At 35.6% G+C, this 1506-nt stretch carries 2 protein-coding genes and 1 pseudogene; all 3 read left to right on the forward strand.

Annotated elements, in window-relative coordinates:
* The first annotated feature begins 284 nt into the window (after window positions 1-284).
* Complete coding sequence (locus OCI93_RS20840) at window positions 285-749, forward strand: hypothetical protein (RefSeq protein ID WP_261627249.1); 465 nt, start codon at window positions 285-287, stop codon at window positions 747-749.
* Between the two features lie 151 nt (window positions 750-900).
* Window positions 901-1161, forward strand: a complete 261-nt coding sequence (locus tag OCI93_RS20845) for a hypothetical protein (protein WP_261627250.1) — start codon at window positions 901-903, stop codon at window positions 1159-1161.
* Window positions 1162-1267: 106 nt separating this feature from the next.
* Window positions 1268-1411: pseudogene (locus OCI93_RS20850) on the forward strand (transposase); the annotation flags it as partial.
* Window positions 1412-1506 lie beyond the last annotated feature (95 nt).

A 1506-nucleotide genomic window follows, 5' to 3' on the forward strand; every position in this document is an offset into this window, starting at 1 on the left:
GGCAAAATCATTAAGAACACAAAAGTGATCATTATCGAGTGATTGTCGTGATCAAAGCTTAATGAGAATAAGCGATCAAAGTTAATGCCATTGGATGATCAAAGCTGGGGAGAATATGCAGACCCAGAGGATATAAAGTTATTAGGTATTTATAGTGATAAACTTAACTATAAAATATTTCCAAATTATAAAGAGTCAAAATTAATTAGGACAGACTACCAATTACGAAATTGCAAGGGTGGTGGCTGTTCTGCGCCTTCTACATTCCTTTGGGATAATCATTGATGAAAAAATTATTAGTGTCGCTTGGTATCATTTGTCTATTTGCATGCAGTGAAGATAAGAACGGGTGGCAATACGAGCGTGTCGATAAAGGGGTTTACGTGATTGTTAGAGCTCTAGAACCAGATAAAAATGATTTGATATATGGAGCATTTAGAATAAATCATACAGGTGAAGATGCTCATGCGGTTAATTTTGATTGGCTACTTATGCCTTCGGGTAAGGTTGAGCCAAAAATAGAGACTGATGAAGTTCTGTTAGGCAAAAGTTCCGCCTCTGAAGAACGCGGCATTCGGTTTGGTGTGTTTCATTTGAATATATCTTATGCCGATGATTCAACTTTGTGGTTAGCTCCTGTTCCTGATGAATTGCGAAGTGAGCATTCGACCGAGTATTGTATAACGAATTACCAAAATCTTGGTCAGCTTAACCGTAATGATTTAAGTGTTTGCTTTAAAAGGAATTAATCGGTAACAAGGCCACTCGATACAATATGATGTTGGGAAACAGATAGGAATAAGTAAATCAGGTGCACCTACATCGATAATTCATGTAAATGTTAGAGATGGTGTCATAAAGACAGCTTTCCCGTTTTAATAAAGATAATGTGGATATTTTATGAAAAATCATCTTTTAGAAGTATTTATAAATGAAGAGTGTGACGATCATACTCGAAACCTTCTTATATCAGAAATTGAGAATTTAAAGGAAAGTGGAATTTGTGAAAAGCGAACTTTTGAATTTAATATTTTTAATATAGAAATAGATTTGGTAGGTAAAAAAGTACATATAGATGATGATATTGACTTAAGTGATGGTGGTAGCACTATCGTAACTTTGGAAGCTTTTTATAACGCGCTTCAAGGGATCAATCAATAGGGTCAGAAAAAATAAACAAAAAATAAACAAGACATCCATTTTTATTTGCATGTTTTTTGTTCACTACCTATCTTTTATCTATCTGGTCAAAAGGTAGGCAGCTAACATGGCAACGGCACGTAAAAGACAGGTAAGTCTTGTTGATACAAAATACTATCACTGTATATCACGGTGTGTTCGCCGTGCTTTTTTGTGTGGTGATGATACGGTAACAGGCAAAAGTTATGAGCACCGCAGGCAATGGGTAGATGTACTAGCTCAGACTTGATCTGACAGTTACCCGTTTTTTAATCGGTGACTGTCAGTCTAGATTTGAGCTAAATTTTTCTCAGCCCAGATCAATTT

It is taken from the genome of Pseudoalteromonas holothuriae (genome assembly GCF_945859825.1).
GTDB lineage: Bacteria > Pseudomonadota > Gammaproteobacteria > Enterobacterales > Alteromonadaceae > Pseudoalteromonas > Pseudoalteromonas holothuriae.